Source organism: Facklamia sp. HMSC062C11 (genome assembly GCF_001810675.1).
Classification (GTDB): Bacteria; Bacillota; Bacilli; order Lactobacillales; family Aerococcaceae; genus Facklamia; species Facklamia hominis.
In genome coordinates, this window is record NZ_KV802403.1 from 129,221 (window position 1) to 150,400 (window position 21,180).

General features: G+C 35.3%; 21 protein-coding genes and 1 pseudogene. 11 read left to right on the plus strand and 11 right to left on the minus strand.

Annotation, left to right across the window (positions count from 1 at the left end; genetic code table 11):
* Nucleotides 1-468 precede the first annotated feature (468 nt).
* Together HMPREF2758_RS06180 and HMPREF2758_RS06185 are read left to right on the plus strand one after the other, a co-directional pair.
* Nucleotides 469-672, plus strand: a complete 204-nt coding sequence (locus HMPREF2758_RS06180) for a helix-turn-helix transcriptional regulator (protein WP_006908593.1) — start codon at nt 469-471, stop codon at nt 670-672.
* A 12-nt stretch (nt 673-684) separates the two neighbouring features.
* The gene (locus HMPREF2758_RS06185; RefSeq protein ID WP_070609638.1) at nt 685-1,101 is read left to right on the plus strand and encodes a histidine kinase; all 417 of its coding nucleotides are present in this window, start codon (nt 685-687) and stop codon (nt 1,099-1,101) included.
* Between the two features lie 142 nt (nt 1,102-1,243).
* On the opposite strand, the gene HMPREF2758_RS06190 is transcribed toward HMPREF2758_RS06185, so the two are convergent.
* The 5 genes from HMPREF2758_RS06190 to HMPREF2758_RS06210 form a co-directional block, all read right to left on the minus strand.
* Nucleotides 1,244-3,739 (minus strand): FtsX-like permease family protein, encoded by a 2,496-nt coding sequence (locus HMPREF2758_RS06190; protein WP_070609639.1) that lies wholly within the window; start codon nt 3,737-3,739, stop codon nt 1,244-1,246.
* Complete coding sequence (locus HMPREF2758_RS06195; RefSeq protein ID WP_070609640.1) at nt 3,726-4,415, minus strand: ABC transporter ATP-binding protein; 690 nt, start codon at nt 4,413-4,415, stop codon at nt 3,726-3,728. Before HMPREF2758_RS06195 ends, HMPREF2758_RS06190 begins: the two co-directional genes overlap by 14 nt.
* Before the next feature lie 99 nt (nt 4,416-4,514).
* On the minus strand, nt 4,515-5,492 hold the full coding sequence (locus tag HMPREF2758_RS06200; protein WP_070609641.1) for a sensor histidine kinase: 978 nt from the start codon (nt 5,490-5,492) through the stop codon (nt 4,515-4,517).
* The gene (locus HMPREF2758_RS06205; protein ID WP_070609642.1) at nt 5,485-6,144 is read right to left on the minus strand and encodes a response regulator transcription factor; all 660 of its coding nucleotides are present in this window, start codon (nt 6,142-6,144) and stop codon (nt 5,485-5,487) included. The genes HMPREF2758_RS06200 and HMPREF2758_RS06205 overlap by 8 nt, the downstream gene beginning before the upstream one ends.
* Nucleotides 6,125-6,340 carry a helix-turn-helix domain-containing protein gene (locus HMPREF2758_RS06210; RefSeq protein ID WP_070609643.1) on the minus strand — a complete coding sequence of 72 codons (216 nt, stop codon included), beginning with the start codon at nt 6,338-6,340 and terminating at the stop codon, nt 6,125-6,127. The genes HMPREF2758_RS06205 and HMPREF2758_RS06210 overlap by 20 nt, the downstream gene beginning before the upstream one ends.
* 179 nt (nt 6,341-6,519) lie before the next feature.
* Here HMPREF2758_RS06210 and HMPREF2758_RS06215 point away from each other — a divergent pair, with 179 nt between their 5' ends.
* Both HMPREF2758_RS06215 and HMPREF2758_RS06220 read left to right on the plus strand, forming a co-directional pair.
* The gene (locus tag HMPREF2758_RS06215; RefSeq protein ID WP_070609644.1) at nt 6,520-6,744 is read left to right on the plus strand and encodes a hypothetical protein; all 225 of its coding nucleotides are present in this window, start codon (nt 6,520-6,522) and stop codon (nt 6,742-6,744) included.
* A 345-nt stretch (nt 6,745-7,089) separates the two neighbouring features.
* Nucleotides 7,090-7,929 (plus strand): annotated as a pseudogene (locus HMPREF2758_RS06220) (KilA-N domain-containing protein).
* A 359-nt stretch (nt 7,930-8,288) separates the two neighbouring features.
* Here HMPREF2758_RS06220 and HMPREF2758_RS06225 read toward each other — a convergent pair.
* From HMPREF2758_RS06225 to HMPREF2758_RS06245, 5 genes are read right to left on the minus strand one after another with little or no spacing between them, the layout of a single operon-like run.
* A complete protein-coding gene (locus tag HMPREF2758_RS06225) occupies nt 8,289-9,668 on the minus strand; it encodes a sensor histidine kinase (RefSeq protein ID WP_070609645.1) in 1,380 nt (459 codons plus the stop codon).
* Nucleotides 9,659-10,318: a response regulator transcription factor gene (locus tag HMPREF2758_RS06230; RefSeq protein ID WP_070609646.1), complete on the minus strand. Its 660-nt coding sequence runs from the start codon at nt 10,316-10,318 to the stop codon at nt 9,659-9,661. Before HMPREF2758_RS06230 ends, HMPREF2758_RS06225 begins: the two co-directional genes overlap by 10 nt.
* Before the next feature lie 32 nt (nt 10,319-10,350).
* On the minus strand, nt 10,351-11,091 hold the full coding sequence (locus HMPREF2758_RS06235) for a lantibiotic immunity ABC transporter MutG family permease subunit (protein WP_070609647.1): 741 nt from the start codon (nt 11,089-11,091) through the stop codon (nt 10,351-10,353).
* A complete protein-coding gene (locus tag HMPREF2758_RS06240) occupies nt 11,091-11,831 on the minus strand; it encodes a lantibiotic immunity ABC transporter MutE/EpiE family permease subunit (RefSeq protein ID WP_070609648.1) in 741 nt (246 codons plus the stop codon). The genes HMPREF2758_RS06235 and HMPREF2758_RS06240 overlap by 1 nt, the downstream gene beginning before the upstream one ends.
* Before the next feature lie 3 nt (nt 11,832-11,834).
* Nucleotides 11,835-12,536 carry a lantibiotic protection ABC transporter ATP-binding protein gene (locus tag HMPREF2758_RS06245; RefSeq protein ID WP_070609649.1) on the minus strand — a complete coding sequence of 234 codons (702 nt, stop codon included), beginning with the start codon at nt 12,534-12,536 and terminating at the stop codon, nt 11,835-11,837.
* A 438-nt stretch (nt 12,537-12,974) separates the two neighbouring features.
* Between HMPREF2758_RS06245 and pyrF the strand changes: the two genes are divergently transcribed.
* The 6 genes from pyrF (at nt 12,975) to brnQ (ending at nt 18,579) form a co-directional block, all read left to right on the plus strand.
* The gene (pyrF, locus tag HMPREF2758_RS06250; protein ID WP_006908601.1) at nt 12,975-13,706 is read left to right on the plus strand and encodes an orotidine-5'-phosphate decarboxylase; all 732 of its coding nucleotides are present in this window, start codon (nt 12,975-12,977) and stop codon (nt 13,704-13,706) included.
* 16 nt (nt 13,707-13,722) lie between these two features.
* Nucleotides 13,723-14,361 carry an orotate phosphoribosyltransferase gene (gene pyrE, locus HMPREF2758_RS06255; protein WP_070609650.1) on the plus strand — a complete coding sequence of 213 codons (639 nt, stop codon included), beginning with the start codon at nt 13,723-13,725 and terminating at the stop codon, nt 14,359-14,361.
* A gap of 66 nt (nt 14,362-14,427) precedes the next feature.
* A complete protein-coding gene (locus tag HMPREF2758_RS06260; protein ID WP_070609651.1) occupies nt 14,428-15,696 on the plus strand; it encodes an MFS transporter in 1,269 nt (422 codons plus the stop codon).
* A gap of 184 nt (nt 15,697-15,880) precedes the next feature.
* Nucleotides 15,881-16,120 (plus strand): hypothetical protein, encoded by a 240-nt coding sequence (locus tag HMPREF2758_RS06265; RefSeq protein WP_246823264.1) that lies wholly within the window; start codon nt 15,881-15,883, stop codon nt 16,118-16,120.
* A 125-nt stretch (nt 16,121-16,245) separates the two neighbouring features.
* Entirely contained in the window at nt 16,246-17,091 is an 846-nt protein-coding gene (locus HMPREF2758_RS06270; RefSeq protein WP_070609653.1) for an aldo/keto reductase, read from the plus strand.
* Nucleotides 17,092-17,244: 153 nt separating this feature from the next.
* On the plus strand, nt 17,245-18,579 hold the full coding sequence (brnQ, locus tag HMPREF2758_RS06275) for a branched-chain amino acid transport system II carrier protein (RefSeq protein WP_070609654.1): 1,335 nt from the start codon (nt 17,245-17,247) through the stop codon (nt 18,577-18,579).
* A 51-nt stretch (nt 18,580-18,630) separates the two neighbouring features.
* On the opposite strand, the gene HMPREF2758_RS06280 is transcribed toward brnQ, so the two are convergent.
* Nucleotides 18,631-20,046 carry an aspartate ammonia-lyase gene (locus HMPREF2758_RS06280; RefSeq protein WP_070609655.1) on the minus strand — a complete coding sequence of 472 codons (1,416 nt, stop codon included), beginning with the start codon at nt 20,044-20,046 and terminating at the stop codon, nt 18,631-18,633.
* A 124-nt stretch (nt 20,047-20,170) separates the two neighbouring features.
* On the opposite strand from HMPREF2758_RS06280, the gene HMPREF2758_RS06285 reads away from it, so the two are divergent.
* Nucleotides 20,171-21,118 (plus strand): LysR family transcriptional regulator, encoded by a 948-nt coding sequence (locus tag HMPREF2758_RS06285; protein ID WP_016648581.1) that lies wholly within the window; start codon nt 20,171-20,173, stop codon nt 21,116-21,118.
* Nucleotides 21,119-21,180 lie beyond the last annotated feature (62 nt).

The following is a 21,180-nucleotide window of genomic DNA, read 5'->3' on the forward strand; positions in this document are numbered from 1 at the left end:
CATTGTGCGGCTTGATGAGAAGAATGGGAATAAACTATAAAAGCCTCGCAATTGCTAATATAAAAGCAACTGCGAGGCTCTTTGTTTATAAACCCACTTAATTCCTATTTAAATTAGAAAGTAAGTCAGATGCTTCATCATCCGCACCTTCCCACAAGTGGCTATAGGTGTTAAGAATCGTTTGAACACCTTTATGGTCCAACCGGTTTCGAATTTCTTTAGTCTGTATTCCTTCTTTAATAAGCAGACTAGTAATTCTGTTGTGGTGAATATTTTAATGGCTATTATAAAAGAAGTCAGTAAAATGATTTGACAAAAAACAACGCCGTGGTACTATAAATGTAACCATATATAAATGACTTAAGGTAAGAATTGTGATGCGCTGTTATTTGCAAAGGTATAAAATTGGAGATCTATACATTGGTTATGCTATGAATTTGTATTATAAGTATATATGGAAGTGATTATATGGAGGTAGTAATTGAGAATAGAATTGCAGAATTTCGTAAGGAGCTTGGACTATCCCAACATAAACTTGCTAAAGCTGTTGGTATGAAAAGAAGGTCAATAATGGCGTATGAAAATAATACAATAAGTCCAACTCTTGAAACAGCCTATAAAATATGCAAGGTGTTAAATAAAGATATTAAAGAAGTATTTATTTTTAAGTAAGGAGGTTTTAATATGGGACTTTTATTTAATGATAATAATGAGATAAATGAAAAAATTAATAATGAATTCGGTAATTTAGATAATCACTTGTTAGCAATTAAACATAATAATTTAAGAACAGGTCTTGCTAAGTTGATAGCTAGTAATATTTTTTATACTTTGGATTCAAATAGAACTTTTATCTTATATTTTTCAAATAAAGGAATTCATGAAGAGGAAATAAGCAATTCTTTAAAAAGAGATTTCTTATTTATGCCATGGAATGAAATTAGTTCTTTTGATGTAGAAGTTAAGAATAATAAAGCCATCATAGAATTAGTTCACATTGAAAAAAGAATAGGATATGAAATTCCTTTTAATGGAAAAATTTTTGGGACTAACAAGGATAATTTGAAAAAATTAGAAGCGAAGGACTGGAATAAAATTTAAGGAATTTAGTTGATTAAGAAGTAATCTTAGTTATGATGAATAAAAACTACTAACAATCAAGGAATAGTGTAGTGCCCCCAAAAAGTTAGATTTTGGTCCAACTTTTTGGGGGCACTACATTTGAATGCTCACAGCCTTTTTCTTATATACTCTTGAAAGTATTATCTGAGTTTTCGTTTATTGTTTTAAAACCACTTTTTATTGCAAATAAAACTCCTGCAATCATAAATACAAATACTATTAATAGAGGGACATAATTCATATTTGTTATCAAACCTTTTATTGCAAATCCTAATTCATAGTTACTCTTATAGGCTCTTAACACAATACCTATAGCGAACATAAAGAGATAGGCTAAGAAAATATTTTTAAACAATATCTTCCCTTCTCCAAAGACCATCTTTTCCATTTGTTTTTCTGTCATGCCTGCTGTTGATAGAAGTTTAAAATCATTGGCTCTCGCTCTAAGGTTGCCTTTAAAACTATTATAGGCATTGGAAAGAGCAATCGTTATAAGAATGATTTGGATAGCTAGATTTAGAAGTCTTTCATTCCTTATTACTTCTTTATCCATAGCTGCTTTTAGAATTTCTGTGGAAGTTCCATGGTCAGATTTTGCAACATAATTTGAAATAACTTTTTCGGCATCTTCAAATACTTTTTCTTTATTATTATCAGCTTTAATTTTTACAAAGTAATAATAAACTGGGTCGCCTTGATATATTCCATATTCATCAATAAATTTTTTCATGGTACTTTCACTTGTAAAGATAGATATTTGATTGTCATTATAAGCTTCTAGATTATAAGGCATTTCATCGATACTTGAATCTATTTTTATAGGCATGGACTTACCATCTGCATTATATTTTAAAGTTACTTTTCCAGTATCCTTATCAGAAATTTTTATATATTCATTAAAAGAATAAGGACTTCCACTATCTTTTGGAATTTTATTTAGTAGTAAATACTTTGCATCCGAAATATTATTTTCTTTTAAAAGTTTTTCGAAATCCTCATCTGTTAAGGCATATATATTGGAATATAATTTATCTTCCGGTATTTTACCGCTATTTAAAGCTTCATTTAAATCCTTAGAAATAAAGTCCTTATTATCACCAAGGTAAAATTTTGTATCAACTCTTTGGTATACATGCAATTGGTCTATGCCTTCAACTTCTTCTATATCATGAACAAAGTTTTTATCCAAAAAATCACCTATATAAATACTAGAGTCAAAATTGTAAGGACTTTGGTAGTTATTATATTTTTCCTCTAAACTTCCATATGCCCGACTTACTAAAACATTAGTCAGTACCAAGGCAGACAGAGCCATGGCAATTACAATAATTCGATAGGTTGATTGATAAGACCTGTAATAATCTTTTGCTAAAGTCTTTTCTATTGGTCCATTTATTTTTGATTTTCCTAATTTAATATTTTTTTCTGTAATCCCATTTAAACCTTCGATAACATTTATCTTCGCACTTTTCTTGGCAGGGATCAATGCTGAAAAATACACCATTATCAAGGATAACAAAACAATTATTAAAATAGATATAGGGCTTGGAAATATGAAATGGAAATCCATAGATTTTACACTTTGACCTAAAATATTTGATATGTTTTGATAAGATTTTGTATTATTAAGCCACATCAAATATAAGAGCAGATTTGCAGAAGCCAAAGATAAGATTGTTCCCAAGGCTATTGGTAAGGTTGAAAGTTTAAATGCTTTCTTTCGAATTAATTGCTTTACCTGCTTATCTGTCATCCCAGTGCTTTTTAATAGAGCAATTTCCTTTAGATCCCTATTGTTCCATACATTAAAAGCCCCATAAATGATAAAAGCAAAAAGTAGGCAAAGAAAGAAAGCTGCTCCATATTGTTCTAAAGCTGAGTTTACAACACTTTTTGGTGGAATAATTCCTTTTGGATAGACCATTTTATATTCTAAGATATCTTTATTATAAAATACTCTACCAATGTCTAAGGCATGGTTCTCGTCAATATTCATTTCTGATAAAATTTCCCTAGTTTTTGTATAAGCATCTCTTATATTTTTATACCAAATCTGGGCTTCAATTCCATCATTTTTTTCAAACAAGACTTTTTTATCATCACTTTCAGATAAACCTACAAACATAGCCTCTTCAAATGAAGAGCTAAAATCATCATAAGTACCAACTATTTTATAAGTTTTATCACGAACATTTATTTCAGAACCCAGATCATATTCTTTATTTTTTATTAAAAATCTCTCTGGAACTAATAGTTCATTTGCTTTTTCTGGCTTTTTTCCTTCCTTAATGTCATAGCTTAAAAGACTTGCAGGATCTCCATTTTCATATATAACTGCATTTAAGTCTGTTTTTATTATTTTATTGAAAGAAACTTTTTCTATATCTTTATTGTTTTTTAATTTATCATAAAAACCTTCGTCAATTCTAGTTATATTCACATGATAATCTCCAAAAGTTTTCTTTACATACTCATACTTGTCAGTTTTTAACGAGTTGAAGATAAAAATTACAGTTCCTAATAACATTACCGCTAAAAGTATGGAAATTTTAATAGCAAAACTGTCTTTCCTATTGTTTTTTATAGCTCCATCAGCTAGGTCATTAATAATTTTCATAAGTTCCATCTCCTAAGAAATTTAACCTACCGTCTACCATTCTATAGACCTTATCACAAGAATTTGCTACTTTTTCATCATGAGTTATTATCATAATTGTAGAATTTAATCTCTTATTTACAAGTCTGAAAAGTCCTGTGATTTCTTCAGAATTTTTTCTATCGAGATTTCCTGTAGGCTCATCTGCTAAGATTATTGCAGGTCTTGTAATAAGACTTCTAGCAATAGCGACTCTTTGTTGCTCTCCACCGGATAATTGTTTTGGATACCTATCAAGCTTTCCTTCTATTCCTAGTATCGATAAAATTTCCTTTAAATATTCTTCATCTGCCTTTTTATTGTCTAACAAAAGAGGAAGTAAAATATTTTTTCGAACGTTGATGTTTGGAATCAAATTAAAAAATTGATAGACAACGCCTATATTCCTTCTTCGAAAAATTGTCATCTCATCTTTGTTAAACTTAGTAATATTTTTATCTTGAATAAAAATATCCCCACTTGTTGGTTTATCAACTCCTGCTAATAGGTGAAGCAAGGTAGACTTTCCTGATCCGCTATCTCCAATAATGGCAACAAGATCTCCTTTCTCCATTTCAAAATTCACATTTGATAGAGCGTGTACTTCTACTCCACTATTGTAAGTTTTTGTTAAATCTACTGTTTTTACAATATTCATATTTAGTCCTCCTTATCTTTCTTAGATGATATTAGACTTAAGTGACTGGAAAGTGACTAGAAAAAAAGACTGTGCTTTATTTACACAGCCATAATTAAATCAGTTATAAAATCTTAGTTCAAAGGAATTTGATTTCTTCCCTTTGTGATATAAAAGTTCTCCATTTTGCCTTTCCATAACAGATTTTGCCATAGGAAGGCCAATCCCATAACCTTTTGAATTTGGATCCAGCTTATAAAAACGTTTAAAAACTTTTTCTAACATTTTACGATCCAAACCTTTAGAAAAATCTTCCACAAAAATACTTTTATATAGATTTGTTTCTTTAAGTTGGATTTCTATCTGTCTACCTTCTGTAGCTTCTATACCATTTTTCATCACATTGAAAAGTGCTTCATAGGTCCATTTCTTATCGCATATAAGATAAAAGTCATCTCCATCAAGTGGAATTTCAATATTAACATTGATAAAATAATCTTTTAGGTTTTGTATAATATCTTCAATTAATCCTCGAGCAGATATCCTGTCTTTTGTCATTTCTATTGTACCTGAATCAAGGGCTGCCAATTTTAATAAAATATCAGATAAGTTGTGGAGTCTAAGTAAATTATCTCTGAGTCTTTCTATATACTCTTCGGAAAAGGTGTCATTTTCGTCATCTAATAAGTCAAGTAATAATAGAGATCCGGTTAGAGGGGTTTTTATTTGATGGGCAATGTCTTCAGTATATTCTCTTAAGATCTCTTTGTTTTTTTCAGCATTTTCAGCTATTCTCTTGTTTTCTATAATAATTTTAATAATCTCATCTCTGAGTTTGCCAAATTCATCGTCTATGATTTCGTAATTATCAGAGTTTATATCAAGCGAATGTAGTAGGTTAAATATATTATTAATTTTATCCTCAAGAGCTTTTTCTTTTTTCTTTTCAATTTTTGAAATAACTATAAACAGAATTATATTTATAGCTAGAAAGCCAATAAGTGTTAGAATATCAAATCTTGGACTTAGATAAATTACAAACAAAGACATTATCAAATTTAAAATTAAGACAAGTAAAATATTTTTGTTTTTACTCATTGTCCCACCTATATCCTATTCCTCTTATTGTTTTTATATGATTACCATAATCTCCAAGTTTAGATCTGAGTCTCTTTATGGTGACAGTTAATGTATTGTCATTTACCTCATAAAAATCATAACCCCAAACATAATCTAAAATTCGCTCTCTTAGTAGATTTATATTTTGGTTTTCTAAAAGCATTTCCAATATAGCAAACTCTTTTAAGTTAAGGTCTAAATCTTTTCCATCTATCGAAGCTTGTTTTGATATAAGATCTAAAGATAAATTTTCAAAAGTCAGCTCATTCACTTTTTTAATTTTTCTATTAAAAGCATTGTCTATTCTCGCCTTTAAAACAGGGAGAGAAAAAGGTTTTGTAATATAATCATCTGCTCCTTGGGAAAGACCTTTTATTACATACTCATCTTCGTCTTTTACAGTAAGCATTATTACAGGAAGGTCAGAAAATTCTCTTAGCCACTTTAAAAAATTAAAGCCTGACCCATCTGGGAGATTAGCATCAAGAAGAATTAAATCAAAATCATTAAAATTAAGATTTTCTGCCTGAGAAAGGTTGTTATAAATAATCGTTTCAATATTATGCTTGTTTAAGTAAGTTTTAACAGCAAAGGCAATTGTGCTGTCATCTTCAATCATTAGTATTTTCATTTCTATACTCCAATATTTCCGATATATCACATTTAAAATACCTACATATCCTACCAAGTATTTCCATACTCACATTCTCATCTAGTCCCATTTTAGCTATGGTATGAGGAGTTGTGTTTATGGCTTTTTGTAGGTCTAGTTTATTCATCTTTTCATCTATTAATTTTTTCCATAATTTATCATAGGAAAATCCCATAATCCATCTCAAATTAATCTTCTACTTTGTGCAGTATTTCTATAATATTATATCACGTTTATAAGTAAATTAATCTAAATCCATTAAACAAGCCGACTTTTAGAATAGGTTATATTATCCGGTACCGGTACTGGGGCGAGACTAAAAATCTGAAAACGTCCTATAATTAGGTGGATTTAGTGAAACAAGAAAAAATAGAAACTAATATTTTGAATGGTTTGGGATATATCGAATGTTTGGAAAAGAAGAATGGGAATAATCTCAAAAAACAAAAAACTTGTAAAATCAATAGTTACAGAAGATTAATAACTGTAATTGGGATTAAAATGGGAATATTTGTAAAAAAGAATAAACTAAATAATAGTTCCAAGTGGTTTACATTTGGACAAAAAATTAGACCGTAGTTTCAAGCTGCGGTCTTTTTGCGTAAATATTTTATATAACTTAGCAAACAAATAAATAATACGACAATAAAATGTCGATTTGAGTGTTGATTTGAATAAGGCCGAAAAGAAAGTGATAGAGCTTTTAAGATAAAATCCGAATGTATAGCAAAACAAAGGTCAAATAAGGTATAATAAAAGATAGAAATTATAGGGATGGGTACAAAGTGACAATGAAATTTGATAATTAGTGGTTTGGAATATATTGCTTAACCATGAGATTAGCTTAGGAAGCATATGGTTCCCGGGCTATTTTTTTATGTTATATAAGTAATAAAGATTAAACCAGGATAAGGAGGGAGTGTATTGTCAAAAATTAAAAAAGAAAAAATTTCTGCTAAAGGCTTTGATATTGAGGTTTACACAGAAGATTTTAAAAATGACTATATAAGTCTTACTGATATAGCAAAATATAAAAACAAGGAAGAACCCAATGTAGTTGTTTCAAATTGGATGCGAAACTATAATACAATAGAATATCTTGGTATTTGGGAGCAATTAAATAATCCGGATTTTAACCCCCTCGAATTCGAGGGGTATTTAAAAGAGGCTGGTAGTAACGCTTTTACTTTATCACCTCAAAAATGGCAGAAAACCACTAATGCAGTAGGCTTATTTGTAAAGTTGGGTAGATATGGTGGCACATATGCTCATAAAGATATAGCTTTTAAATTTGCTTCATGGATATCTGCAGAGTTTGAACTTTATATAATAAAAGATTATCAAAGACTAAAAGAAGATGAAAACTCAAAATTATCATTAACTTGGAACCTTCATAGAGAAATATCAAAGATAAATTATAAAATTCATACAGATGCAATTAAAGAATATCTCCTAAAAGATTTGACCAACGAACAATTATCCTTTAAATATGCCAGTGAAGCGGATATGCTTAATGTAGCACTTTTTAATAAAAGAGCAAAATAGTGGCGTGAAGAAAATCCCGAATTAAAAGGAAATATGAGAGACTATGCAAGTCTTAACGAACTATTAGTACTTGCTAATATGGAATCCTACAATGCAATTCTAATTGAAAAAGGATTAGAGCAAAGAGATAGAATGATTGAACTTAGAAATCTTGCGAAGACACAACTCTTATCTTTAGAAAAATTAAACCAATTAGACATCAAAAAACTACCTAATTAAAATTATTATAGAGTTATTGTCTGGTACCGAGACGGGACTAAGAATTTGAAAACGTCCTATAATTAGCTGGATTTGCTGATACTCTAAAAAATAGAACCTAGTATTTTGAATGGTTTGGGATATATCGGACGCTTGGAAAAGAAGGATGGGGATAGTCGCAAAATTGTCTAAAATGGCTACTGGTACTCAAATTGTACTGGAAGTTAAAAAGAATAATTAAAATAATAGTTCCAAGTGGCTTATATGGGGACAAAAATAAGACCGTAACTTTTTGGTTATGGTCTTTTCTAATTTAGAAAGGTCATTTGTTGATGATATATATAAATTAACCGATACTTATCAGATGAAAAAAGAATACCCTATATAAGAGTATTCTTGACGGGTAATAATATGCTGACTTTAGCACCACTTTCATCAGTTCTATTTTCTAAAACAAGACTTCCTCCATGCATTTTAATAATTTGTTCGGCAACAAATAATCCGATACCATAGTTTTCTTTTGAATGTCTACTTTTATCTCCTTGATAGAATTGATCCTTTGCATATAATAGGTCTTCATTGGTAAATCCATGCCCTTGGTCTACTATTGATATTTGAAGCTCATCAGCTTTGGAACATATAAGTAACTCAATAGCTGAGTTTTTGGGACTGTGTTCTCTTGAATTGCTGAGAATATTAAGAAAGGCTCGTTCAAAATTTTTCAAATCTACTATTAAAATACCATTCTCATAGTTAATATCCTCTAAAAGATTTAACTTATAAGTTGATGTAAATTCTTTAGCTAGTTTTTCAATGTTTTCGACAAATTTTTCTGTCTTAATTTCAAGAAAATTCAATTCATTTGCTTGATCAGATTTATTAACAAGCATTAAAGTTTGGATATATTTATCAATACGGCTTGTGTTTTTTCTAATATAATTTAGATATGTTTGCTGTTCTTCTGTTAGGTTTGTTTCTCCTAATAATTCTGAGTTTCCCTTAATAATTGAAAGAGGAGTCTTTATATCATGGCTTAATGCTGAAATCTGATTTCTTTTTTTCTCTTCCTCTCTCCAGTTTGTTCTTAAAGATTCACTTAATCTTACTTTCATTTTTTCTAAACTTTCTAATATGGCATTAAATTCCTGGATATTTGACTTTTTAACTTGAAAGTCCAAGTTTTGTTTCCCGATTTCTTCCGAAGCTTCTAACAAAGGATTTAATTCTTTTGATATTTTCTTTGCCCAAATTAATGTGGTGGTAACAATACTAATAAGGCAAAATATTATCAGTAAAATTAGTAATAAAATATTTATTTGTGGTAGATGCTTTTGCATCCAAGGGTTTCTATAATAAGGTTTTAGGTTATAAGCTACAAGTAGATATCCATCTGATCTTTGTATTTCAATAAAAGATAAATTGGCATTAGAATAACCAGAACCCTTATGATAGTTAAAGGCTATATCTTGGATATTCTTATTCATATTTGTTTCTACAACTTGTTCGTCTTTTGATAAAAATAGATAAGATGTATTATTTGGTAGCAATGATTTATCGAAATTTTTTGAAGTGGAAATATCTATCCTTTTTTCAAGAATTAAACTCTCAGTATGGTTTGCTGGAAATATCCACTTAAATTGATAAGAAGCGGATATAAAAGCTAGGATTAATAAAACGGAGATTGCTAGTCCTAGCCCAATACTTAACAAATATTTAAAAAGTATATTTTTAAGAGATTGACCTTTTGATATTAATTCCATTTATATCCGATTCCCCATACTGTTTCAATTGGATTTTTCCCATGTTTTTGAAACTTTGCCCTAATATTTTTTATATGTTCTGATATTGCAGATGCATCTCCTATACCATCAAATCCAAAGATAAGCTCGTATATTTGATCTCTTGAAAATACTTGTCCTTTTCTTTTTGCTAGTAATTCTGAAATCTGATACTCGGATTTTGTTAAATGAACTTTTTCATCTCCTACAAAAACTTCATTTGAAGATAAATCAAATCGAATTTCACCAAGATTTAAACTAGTGTGTCGTTCTCTTTTTTCTCGTCTTAAATGTGCCTCTATACGAGCTAGGAGTTCTGCTGCACCGAATGGTTTTGTGATGTAATCATCTCCTCCAATTAATAAGCCTTCAACTATATCTTCTTCCATAGTTTTTGCCGTTAAAAAAAGAATAGGGCAGTCTACTTTAGCTCGAATATCCTTACAGAAACTAATTCCGTCAATACCTGGCATCATAACATCAAGTAGAATCAAATCATATTTACTAAGCTTACTATTATCAATCTCTAAAGGATTTTGATATACATCGACTTGATGGTTGTTCTTTTTCAAAATGTTTTTTATTAGATCAAGCATATCTAGCTCGTCATCAACTGCAAGAATTAAAGACATTTTATCACCCCCTAATTTTAAATTAAAAACTTTTATTCACTAACAGATTTCCCATCCCACTTATTAAACCAAATAATTGAGGAAATAAATAGGATTAAGATAATAAAGGATGCTATTATACCCCACAGCCTAAACTCTTTATAAAAATAGGAAGAATCTAAAGCTTTGCCCATCATTATATACATCGCAGGAAGCCTGGAGCCCCAAGTACAAGGTATAAAATACCAAATATTATCACCGATGACAGTCATTGAAAGTAAAGCAAACATTGTTTCTAGAAAACCTAATCCAATAGATGCACCACTACTTAATACGATTGATACCCAAAGATGAATCATGTATAGAGAAAGGCTGCTAATAAGAATTAAAAAAAATTCAATAAGCCAATCTGAGATATTTTGATATCGTGTTAATATTGCAAAAATTATAATAGCTAAAGCAAGAGAAATAACAAATCCCAATTCTAATACAAGGAGTTTTCCTATATAGGCTTTGCTTCTAGATTTTGTAGTAGATAAAAGCACTTGAAATTTCCCAGCACTCATTTCCATATCAACTACTTTTGAACTTATCAAACTTAATATTATTGGCATTACCGCTCCTAAAAGTACAAAATAAGTTTGTATTATATCTCTTTCTTCAAAATTTTTTAATCCTGTGGTTTTTAATGCCACATAAAATAGTAAAGAATAGGCTATAGGTAAGACTATGTGAATCCAAGGAAGCCAGGTGCCTTTAATTTTGTATATTTCTGATTTTATTATATTTATCATTACTTTACCTCTTGTTTTGAAAACCATTTTGCACTTATCATTGTTAGTAAGGTAAATAGACATATAGATAAAATACAAGGAATAAGTAACGATGTGTTTGATACCATTGGATTTGATGCTTCTATTAAAATACCACTTGGTAGAATATGCATAACAGGAATCATTAATCTAATCCCCCAAGAATAGGGACAATAAATCCAAAAAGCACTATCAGATATCAAGATTCCTAAAGCTAACCCTAATACTGCATTTAATGCAATACTTGCGATAAAGCCAAATTTTTTTGCTAAGAAAAAGCATAGAGGGATTTGCCAAATATTAGTTATTATTAGTAAGAAACTTGCAAATAACAATTTTGAAAATGTATAGTTTGGAGTCAATTGCCCTCCAAGGAAAAATTGAAAAATATATACTCCCAGCATATGGATCATAGTAGCAATACCCATATAAATAAATGCTGTAATTATTTTTGAAACCCATAACTTTTTGAGATTAATATTTAGAGGGAAAACTGCTCTGTAATTTAATTTTCTACTTTCTTTTCTATCCATCATTGCTGGTATTAAGGCAAAAGTTGCTGGCATTATTATGACATACCACCAGTTATAGGAATTAATAGTGAAATAACTTGGCATAAGAAAGAGTGACAACAAGATTAAAGATATTGGCATAATAACTAATAACTTCTTCAAAAAAGTGCCCTTGTGTTTTAAATTTTCTGCAAGAATATAATTGATCATTTTTTACACCCGCATTCCATTTTTTATAACATCCATAAAAAGTTCTTCTAAATTATCATTAGGGTTAATGATGTTTTGATATTGTAATTTTCCATTATTAATAATTCCAATATGATCAGCAGTTTGTTCAACTTCTGCCAAAATATGACTAGATAAAATAACGGTTATTCCTTTTTCTGGGAAAGATCTTATTAAATCACGCAATTCTTGAATTCCAAGTGGATCAAGTCCGTTTGTTGGTTCATCTAAAATCAAAAGCTTAGGATTATTTAATAAGGCAATGGCGATACCTAGCCTTTGTTTCATCCCTAAAGAAAATTGACCACTTTTCTTTTTGCCAGTATCTTTTAAACCTACTATTTGCAGAACTTCATCAATTCTAGAATCCGAAAGTCCTAGTAGAAGTGTCCTTACTTTTAAATTTTCCCTCGCAGATAAATTCTCATACAAGGCAGGCATCTCTATCAAGGTACCAATATCCGATAAATCCTCACGACTCCACTCATGACCCTCAAAAAAGATTTGACCAGATGTTTTATGAATCATTCCAGTAATCATCTTCAATGTAGTCGATTTACCAGCCCCATTAGGTCCTAGCAATCCATATATAGAATTTTCTTTTATTTTTAAAGAAATACTATCTACTGCTTTTTGTTTACCAAAAGTTTTAGTAAGACTTTTTGTTTCTAATATCAATTTGTCCATATAAATGAACCTCCTCTTAATTTTTAAGCTTAGTATAAAATGCAAATTTAAGGATTCCATAAGGAAGATAAGATTCTTTAAAATTTAATTGATTGTTTTTACCTTTATTGTTCCGGTACTGGGACTGGGACGGGACTAAAAATTTGAAAACGTCCTATAATTAGATGGATTTGGTGATATTAGAATGTAATGTTTTTTAGGATTTTGGAAAGTATTCCAAATCCTCTCTTGACATTCTAGGTAAAGCTTCGTATCCTTAGATAAGAAATTAAGGGATCTTTAAACGTGTTCGAGAAACATGAAAGCTACCATATAAATATTGACGATAAATAGGTACTTTTTGCTAAGTTTATGGTCAGATGATTATGTCCTTTTATGAACCTGCACACGTGTGTAGGTTCTTTCTTTTTAATCGGAATTTGAGGAAGGATGGTAATAATGGATCCGAAAAAGCCTATTATTGCGCTTGACTTTCAAGAAATGGATCAGTTAGAAGATTTTTTAAATCAATTTCAAGAACCGCTTAATGTCAAAATCGGTATGGAGCTCTATTACACTAGTGGAATAGCCATGATTCATGCTTTGAAAGACCGAGGGCATGAGATCTTCCTGGATCTCAAATTGCATGATATCCCGAATACGGTCAAGTGGGCCATGAAGTCACTAGCTAAGCAAGGTGTGGCCATGCTAAATGTTCATGCGATGGGTGGGAGAGCCATGATGGAAGCGGCTCGTCAAGGAATTGATAAAGGGGTCAAAGCGGGTCAGGCCCGTCCTTTGTTACTGGCGGTGACTCAGTTGACTTCAACGAGTTCGGAGCAGCTCCATGAAGAGCAGCTTGTTGAAGTTAGTATGGAAGAAAGTGTGAGCCATTTGGCTAAGCTCACTCAAATGGCTCAGCTAGATGGTGTTGTATGTTCACCGCTAGAAGCTAAGGCGCTTAAGGCTCAATTTGGTTCGGAATTTATCACGGTTACACCGGGTATTCGATTGAATCAAGGCGGTGATGATCAAAAACGGACGGCCACCCCTTATGATGCCGCTTTGAATGGTTGTGATTATATAGTAGTCGGACGTCCGATTACACAAGCATCTGATCCGGTTGAGGCTTATCATGCGATATTAGTGGATTGGCAAAGCGGATTAGCTGAAAAAAATAAAAATTTTTAAGATAGGAGAGAAGCGTATGACCCCATCCGAACAAGCGGCACAGATCTTATTAGATATCAATGCTGTGTGCCTCAGTCCCCAGGCTCCTTTTACTTGGGCAAGCGGACTGAAGGCCCCCATTTATACCGACAATCGTTTGATTATGTCTTATCCCGAGGAACGTCGAGTGATTGAAGGCTTATTAGCTCAAACGATACAGTCTCATTATCCACAAGCAACGGTGATTGCAGGGACAGCAACAGCGGGTATTCCGCATGCAGCCTTTGTGGCTGCTGAGCTGAACTTGCCCATGATCTATGTGCGGTCTTCTGCCAAGGATCATGGTAAAGGACGAGCCGTTGAAGGTGTCTTAAAAGCAAGTGATAAGGTTGTATTGATCGAAGACTTGATCTCAACGGGACGCAGTGTTCTAAATGCTGCCCGTCAAATTCAAGCCGAGGGGGCTCAAGTACTCGGTGTTGTAAGTATCTTTAATTACCAACTGGCCAGTGGGCAAGCAGCTTTCAAGGAAGCGGGAATCGATTTTGTCTCCTTGACGGATTACACTCGCTTGGTTGAAATTGCGATGAAGCAAGCTAGCTTAAAAGACAATCAAGCTTCTTTGGCAGATTGGTATAAGGATCCTGAGGGATGGAGCCAAGCTCATCAGGGTTAGTCAAGACGATTTGTTGCTAAAAGAATTAATAAAGAATGACGAGAGCATTCATTAAGGAGCGAAAAAATGGAAAAAATGAGTAGAAATGATCGACGCGCTTTAATCACAGCAATTGTGGGTTCAGGATTAGATGATTTGAATGTGATGTTTCTAGCCTTTTCAATGTCTAGTATTGTAAGTAGTCTGGGGATTTCACAAACTCAAGGAGGCTGGATTGCGACGATTACTAACTTCGGGATGTTAGTTGGAGGTTTGTTGTTTGGCGTCTTAGCTGATCGCTATAATAAGTACCGTGTTTTTAAATGGACGATAATGATCTTCTCCTTGTCTACAGCCATGATCTTTTTCACCCATAATATTTATTATCTTTACTTGATGCGTTTTATTGCTGGAATTGGTGTTGGCGGTGAATATGGGGTGGCTGTCGCTATCATGGCCGGGATCGTCGAACCGCATAAAATGGGACGGATCTCAGCCTTAAATGGGATTGCAGGGCAAGTGGGGTCTATTTGTTCGGCCGTATTAGCTGGTTTTGTAGCGCCAATTTTTGGTTGGAGAGGCCTTTTCTTATTTGGATTGTTACCGATGATTTTAGTGGCTTATACACATTTTGCGGTGGATGAGTCAACAATTACCAATCGTTACGCTGCTAAGCGGTCTTTTTTACATAAAGAAAAGCCATCAATTAGCGAACTATTTGCGACGCCAGCTTTAGTCCATCAAACGATTGTCTTGATGGTGATGGCTACCGTTCAAATTGCAGGGTATTTTGGCATGATGAATTGGTTGCCGAGTATTATGCAAGCCTCGCTAGGCTTGTCGGTTAAAAACTCTTCAACTTGGATGATCGCAACCATCGTTGGGATGTGTATTGGGATGTTAGTTTTTGGTCAAATTTTAGACCGCTTAGGGCCGCGCCTAGCCTATGGCCTCTTTCTCTTAATGTCTTCGGCTTCGGTCTATTTGTTCCAATTTGCGAATTCGGCGGTCACGATGATTATTGGCGGAATGATCGTTGGCTTCTTCGTTAATGGGATGTTCTCTGGCTATGGAGCCATGACAAGCCGCTTGTACTCCAGTCGAATTCACTCGATTGCCAATAATGTGATCTTGAATGTTGGTCGTGCGGTCGGCGGATTCTCATCGGTGATTATTGGGAAGATCTTAGATAGTACCTCGGTATCAGTCGTCATGCTCTTCTTGGCGAGTTTGTATCTAATCAGCTTCATGGTGATGTTATCCTTGCCATACTTGCAAAAAGAGCGGTATGACGCCTTATTATTGACGGATGGTGTCGAAGATAACTCGGTTGGTACAAATTCTTCACTAGCTTAATAAAATAGGATCAAGGAACAACACCCCAAGGTTAAACTTGGGGTGTTTTCTTTGTATCCTGTGTGGATATTTAGGGGCTTTTTGTCTAGTGAGCGGGTAGAGATTGGTGTATACTGATTATCAATCGATCATTAATTATGTATGAAGGGAGTTAATGGACTTGGAATTATTAATTAGAGGACTAATGATTGGGCTATTTCTGGCGATCACCAATTATTCCATGAAATCTCATAACAACCCTTGGGGGCGGTGGCTTAGTCGTTTGTTGGTGATTGGGGTTTTTTGGTTGGCGGCAGGATCACTGAGTGTTTTTAGTCTGCTTGCGACTGAAGTAGCTCTTAAATGGCGGTTGATATATGGCCTATTAGCCGTGGCCCTGTGGGCTTATTTGATCCATCTGATCCGCATATATCGTAAAAAATAAATCTGTCTATCTATTTAGTTTGATCGCATCTTGAATAATTGACCCTTCAAATCTGAGTGTGTTTTCTTGTGGCTTCTAAGGTGAACGTGCTAAACTGAAATTATCACAATTAAGGAGGGTTCTACATGCAAGCAAATTATGTGTTGAGTAATGATGTTAAGATTCCATCGATTGCCTTTGGTACTTGGGAGTTGCCCGAAGGCGAGGTGGCCTACCAAGCCGTCTTAAAGGCTTTGGAATATGGTTATCGCCACATTGACACCGCCCAAATCTATGGCAATGAAAAAAGTGTGGGCCAAGCCATCAAGGATTCCAAAATTGACCGTCAGGCTATCTTCTTGACAACTAAGGTCTGGAATGACAAGGGAACCTATGAGGCAACCAAAGCGTCTATTGATGAATCCATGACTAAGCTACAAGTGGATTACTTGGATCTGCTTTTGATTCATTGGCCAAACCCACAAGCCTTTCAAGCAAATGATGCTTTGATTGAACGTAACGCTCAAGTTTGGCGTGCGATGGAGGAATACTATCAAGCGGGTAAGATTCGTTCGATTGGGGTGTCTAACTTCTTGGAACATCATATCGAAGCCTTGAAGAAGACTGCCACCGTTAAACCAATGGTCAATCAAATTAAGTTGTCACCAGGTTTGACGCAAGCGGAACTCGTTGACTACTGTAAGCGTGAAGGAATTGTTTTGGAGGCATACAGTCCGCTCGGTCGCGGGGATGCGTTTCACAATGAGACTTTAAAGGAGATGGCCGCTCGCTATGATGTGACTGTGGCTCAATTATGCTTACAATGGTCTTGGCAACATGGCTTCTTACCGCTACCTCGCTCTAAAACACCGGCTAATATTTTATCTAATATTGAGCGGCCTGAATTCACGATTGAGGCCGCGGATATGGAACGGCTCGATCAATTGGAGGATTTAGCGACCGCACCAGACCCTGACCATGCTAAGGAATAGTCTTAAAAGATTCATACTTGTGAAACGTTCGAGTCTAGAATGAAGGCTCGAGCGTTTTTTGTTGGAGCAAGAATGGAGGGTAGATCATGTAAAAAAACTTTTATCGTTTTCATGTGACCTATGCTAAAATAATATCAAAGGGGGGAGTTTTGTATGATTAATGATTCTTTACGGTTTAAACAGCGATTGATGATCGCATCCATGCTCTTTGGCTTATTCTTTGGGGCAGGAAATATTATTTTCCCAGTATTTTTAGGGCAACTTGCTGGAGACCAGGTATTTTTAGCGGGTCTAGGGTTTAATTTAACAGCAGTCGGGTTACCTATGTTGGCCATTGCAGCGATGGCTGTGACTGAGAGTGAATCGGTCTATGAATTGAGTTTACGGGTTTCCAAGCCGTTTGCGGTGATATTTACAGTCGGTTTGTATTTGATGATCGGCCCCTTATTCGCGATTCCACGTTTGGCGACAGTCTCTTATGAAGTAGGGGTCTCCTCTTGGGTAGATCAAATGGGCTTGAGCCAGACTTGGGGGCTGGCCGCATACTCGCTCCTCTTTTTTGGCGGTGCCTATCTTTTTTCACGTAAGTCATCGAATTTAATTCAGCTAATTGGTCAGTGGATGACCCCCTTGTTAATTCTCTTGTTGGCTCTCGTCTTTGCGCAAGCTTGTTTAAGAGGAAATTTTGATTTCCCTAGTGGGACTTTGGATTATCCTTTAGCCAATTCTTTTATTAAAGGCTATGATACGATGGATGGGCTAGCGGGACTGGCCTTTGGAATTGTGATTATTCGTTCTATCAGATCTCTCGGCTTAAAAAATCCTCACCGAATTAGTCAGGAAGTGCTCTTGAGTGGGGGACTTTGTGTATTGATGATGGGCCTGGTTTACTTTGGCTTGATTCTCTTGGGGGCAGACAGTTTGAATTATAGCCAATTAGCCGCTAATGGCGGTGAGGCTTTGCCTAGAATTGTGAGTCACTATTTTGGTTGGTTTGGTCAGATTCTTTTGACTCTGATCGTCATTGTGGCTTGTTTTAAGACGACGATCGGTTTGGTAGTTGCCTTTAGTCAAGCTTTTCAACAGATTTTTCCAGGAAGTAAGGGCTGGCTTTGGTCAGTCTTAGCCTGTTTAGTCCCAGGACTCTTAGCCAATGTGGGCTTGGATCGGATGATTGCCTTGACGACTCCCTTCTTAATGTTGATTTATCCTTTAGCCATGGTCTTAATTCTTTTGGCCTTGTTGGCGAATCAGTGGGCTTCTAAGCGAACCTATCAGATCTGTCTATGGGTGACGGCCTTCTTTGCGGTCTTTGATTTTATCAATCATTCACCGGTCTTTGTGAAGCAATCGGTTTGGGGAGGGGCGATGATTCGTTGGGCAAAGCAGCATTTTCTTTTTTATCAGTTAGGCTTGGCGTGGTTCTTGCCGTTTCTCTTAACCTTAGGCGTTTGTTTTATATTTAGAAAGCGGCTGGCTGATCAGTAGGCAACTAAAAAAGGAGCGACGAGAGTCAGCTCCTTTTTTATGTGCTTTTAATTAGGCTTGGCAGATGCCGGGCGTGGTCATTTTTTCAGCTTGTAGTAAGTGGTCGAGGCTTGCTTGGTCGAGCAGGCCTTTTTCGATGACCAATTCTTTGACAGATTGGTCACTGGTAAGTGCTTCCTTAGCGATGTCAGCAGCTGCTTGATAGCCAATATAAGGGACCAAAGCGGTAATGGTGCCGACACTTTGTTCGACTAATTCGTGGCAACGATCACGGTTAGCGGTAAGGTCTTTGAGGCAGTTGTCAATGAGGGTTTGAATGGCTTGCTTAAGATAGGTCAAGGATTCAAACAGGCAGAAGAAGGTAACAGGTTCAAAAGCATTAAGTTCCAATTGACCGGCTTCAACGGCCATGGCAATGGTTAAATCATTGCCGCAGACTTTAAAAGCAACTTGATTGACAACTTCAGGAATAACCGGATTAACTTTACCTGGCATGATGGAAGAACCGTTTTGTTTTTTAGGAAGATTAATCTCGTTAAAGCCTGTTTTAGGCCCAGAAGACATGAGTCGTAAGTCGTTAGACATTTTTGATAAGGCAAGGGCCAAGGTCTTTAGAATGCTTGAGATATAAGCAAAGCTATCGATGTGTTGGGTGCCGTCAATCATATCTTTAGCTTGGTGAACTGGAAGACCAGAGACTTCTGCTAATTCTGGGACGACTTGAGTAAAGTAATGCTCATCGGCATTTAAGCCGGTTCCGATCGCGGTGGCACCAAGGTTAACTGTTAGGAGTTCATCAAGGGCATTTTCCAAGCGTTGCCGAGACCGTTTGATGGCGGTCGCATAGGCATGAAATTCTTGACCGAGACGGATGGGAATGGCGTCCTGCATTTGTGTGCGGCCCATCTTGATAACATCGTCGAAAGCTTGAGCCTTGTCATGGAGCGCTTCTTCGAGTTGAATCAGCATTTGAATCAGATCTTGGGCTAATTGGTAGGTGGTTAACTTCCCAGCAGTCGGAATGACGTCGTTGGTTGATTGACCATAATTGACATGGTCATTGGGATGAACCAGATGGTAATTGCCTTTTTGGCCGCCTAGGATTTCGATGGCCCGATTGGCTAGAACTTCATTGATGTTCATATTCATCGAGGTGCCTGCCCCACCTTGGATCGGATCAACAATAAAGGCATCTTGGAGTTGGTGATTGATGATCTCATCACAGGCTTGAACAATCGCTTGGGCAACATCCTCGCTGAGGCGATGGCAGGCCTGGTTGGTGATTGCGCAGGCTTTTTTGACATAGGCTAGGGATTGGATAAAACGAGGGTGTAGACTTTGCCCGGTGATTGGGAAGTTTTCACGAGCTCGCAGGGATTGAACCCCGTAGTAGGCATCGACAGGGACGGCGTGTTGGCCAATGGAATCGGCTTCCATCCGAGTAGGGTTATTGGTATGTGTAGTCATGACTTTGCTCCTTTTCTATGAAGTTTGACTTCTTTAGTCTTATTATAGGAATGAAAAGGTTTTATTTCTAATACTTATTATGGTATATTAGTTATAACTTAAAAGCTATATATGGGGTGGTTTCATGTTTCAAGGAAAAGAATATGTCTTAGCGGTGGAAAAGGAACGATCATTTTCTAAGGCGGCCGAGAAAATGCATATTTCACAACCTTCTTTATCGGCTAATATTAAGCGGATTGAAGAGCGGTTGGGGCATGATTTGTTTGATCGGTCGACCATTCCTCTACGGGTGACGGAATTTGGTGAGGAATATCTGAAGCAATGCCGGCAAATCTTAAAGATCGAGGCGGATTTTGATCAATTTTTACAGCGTTATGAAGGCTTGCAGTATGGACACATTATGATTGGGGGGTCCAGTCTCTATGCTGCCATGATTCTCCCCAGGATGATGGCCCAATATAAGTCCCTTTATCCTGCTATTGAATTAGGCTTGAAGGAGGCGACGAGTGAAGACTTGGTCCATTATTTAAGAGAGGGGGAGATTGATCTCTTACTGGATAATACCGGCTTTGACGAACAAGAGTTTGAGGCGGTTGAACTAGCTTCTGAGCAGCTTCTCTTAGCTGTTCCACGTGATTTTGCGGTTAACCAGTTCTTGTTGGATTATCAGCTTTCACCGAGGGCGATTCGCCAAGGAAATATAGATATTAATCAGGTGCCGGCTGTTGACCTAAAAGCGTTTGGTCAAGCTCCTTTTGTTTTTTTAAATGATCACAATGATACAGGGGGGCGGGCTCGGCGCTTATGTCAGGCTCAGGATTATCAAGCGAATGTGGTCTATGGGGTCGATCAACAGTTGACGGCATATAATATTTCTTTATCAGGAATGGCGATTTCGGTGATGGGGGAGGCCTTGTTGCATTACGGCTATGCCAGTGATCGTTTGATATATTACCGACTGCAAGGGGAGGCTTCGAAACGACCGATTTGTATTTATTGGAAGAAGGACCGTTATTTAACGAAAGCGAGTCAGGCTTTTTTAGAATTAATTGGCCAAGAGAAACTTTTTTAGTGGAAAGGATTTCATTTTTTCTTAGAATCGCGTATAATGACTTATAAATACTAAACTATAAG

Coding starts and splice junctions, on each gene's coding strand:
- HMPREF2758_RS06180 (WP_006908593.1), top strand. CDS start 469: ATGGAGGTAGTAATTGAGAATAGAATTGCAGAATTTCGTAAGGAGCTT.
- HMPREF2758_RS06185 (WP_070609638.1), top strand. CDS start 685: ATGGGACTTTTATTTAATGATAATAATGAGATAAATGAAAAAATTAAT.
- HMPREF2758_RS06190 (WP_070609639.1), bottom strand. CDS start 3,739: ATGAAAATTATTAATGACCTAGCTGATGGAGCTATAAAAAACAATAGG.
- HMPREF2758_RS06195 (WP_070609640.1), bottom strand. CDS start 4,415: ATGAATATTGTAAAAACAGTAGATTTAACAAAAACTTACAATAGTGGA.
- HMPREF2758_RS06200 (WP_070609641.1), bottom strand. CDS start 5,492: ATGAGTAAAAACAAAAATATTTTACTTGTCTTAATTTTAAATTTGATA.
- HMPREF2758_RS06205 (WP_070609642.1), bottom strand. CDS start 6,144: ATGAAAATACTAATGATTGAAGATGACAGCACAATTGCCTTTGCTGTT.
- HMPREF2758_RS06210 (WP_070609643.1), bottom strand. CDS start 6,340: ATGGGATTTTCCTATGATAAATTATGGAAAAAATTAATAGATGAAAAG.
- HMPREF2758_RS06225 (WP_070609645.1), bottom strand. CDS start 9,668: ATGGAATTAATATCAAAAGGTCAATCTCTTAAAAATATACTTTTTAAA.
- HMPREF2758_RS06230 (WP_070609646.1), bottom strand. CDS start 10,318: ATGTCTTTAATTCTTGCAGTTGATGACGAGCTAGATATGCTTGATCTA.
- HMPREF2758_RS06235 (WP_070609647.1), bottom strand. CDS start 11,091: ATGATAAATATAATAAAATCAGAAATATACAAAATTAAAGGCACCTGG.
- HMPREF2758_RS06240 (WP_070609648.1), bottom strand. CDS start 11,831: ATGATCAATTATATTCTTGCAGAAAATTTAAAACACAAGGGCACTTTT.
- HMPREF2758_RS06245 (WP_070609649.1), bottom strand. CDS start 12,536: ATGGACAAATTGATATTAGAAACAAAAAGTCTTACTAAAACTTTTGGT.
- pyrF (WP_006908601.1), top strand. CDS start 12,975: ATGGATCCGAAAAAGCCTATTATTGCGCTTGACTTTCAAGAAATGGAT.
- pyrE (WP_070609650.1), top strand. CDS start 13,723: ATGACCCCATCCGAACAAGCGGCACAGATCTTATTAGATATCAATGCT.
- HMPREF2758_RS06260 (WP_070609651.1), top strand. CDS start 14,428: ATGGAAAAAATGAGTAGAAATGATCGACGCGCTTTAATCACAGCAATT.
- HMPREF2758_RS06265 (WP_246823264.1), top strand. CDS start 15,881: ATGATTGGGCTATTTCTGGCGATCACCAATTATTCCATGAAATCTCAT.
- HMPREF2758_RS06270 (WP_070609653.1), top strand. CDS start 16,246: ATGCAAGCAAATTATGTGTTGAGTAATGATGTTAAGATTCCATCGATT.
- brnQ (WP_070609654.1), top strand. CDS start 17,245: ATGATTAATGATTCTTTACGGTTTAAACAGCGATTGATGATCGCATCC.
- HMPREF2758_RS06280 (WP_070609655.1), bottom strand. CDS start 20,046: ATGACTACACATACCAATAACCCTACTCGGATGGAAGCCGATTCCATT.
- HMPREF2758_RS06285 (WP_016648581.1), top strand. CDS start 20,171: ATGTTTCAAGGAAAAGAATATGTCTTAGCGGTGGAAAAGGAACGATCA.